The 422-nt window shown below is 47.4% G+C and carries 1 protein-coding gene; it reads left to right on the top strand.

From position 1 onward, the window contains the following. A partial coding sequence (gene pyrF / locus A3761_RS05830; RefSeq protein WP_068749975.1) for an orotidine-5'-phosphate decarboxylase occupies positions 1-422 on the top strand: 422 nt, incomplete at both ends.

The following is a 422-nucleotide window of genomic DNA, read 5'->3' as shown; positions in this document are numbered from 1 at the left end:
TAGTTGCGCTTGATTACCCTGACTCGGCAAGTGCAATAAAAATGGCTGAGTCTCTAGACCCCTCATACTGCCGGGTAAAGGTCGGGAAGGAACTATATACACGTTGTGGACCTCAGATATTGGAGTCCCTGCATGGTCTTGGTTTTGAGGTGTTTCTCGATCTAAAATTTCACGATATTCCAAATACGACAGCTAATGCAGTTGCTGTGGCTGCAGACCTTGGTGTCTGGATGGTAAATGTTCATGCATCTGGTGGACGGCAGATGATGGAAGCCTGCGTTTCCAAGTTAACTAGCTATCAGAAAAAGCCCTTGTTGATTGCTGTTACGGTGTTGACTAGCATGCAAGACGCAGACCTTCATGAGCTTGGTTTGGAGGTGTCAGCGCAACAGCAGGTAAATCGATTGGCCGAGCTCAGTAGA

This window comes from Oleiphilus sp. HI0123, from assembly GCF_001635315.1.
The sequence above is the reverse complement of the archived record's forward strand: the minus strand, read 5'-3'. Positions and strand labels throughout refer to the sequence as shown.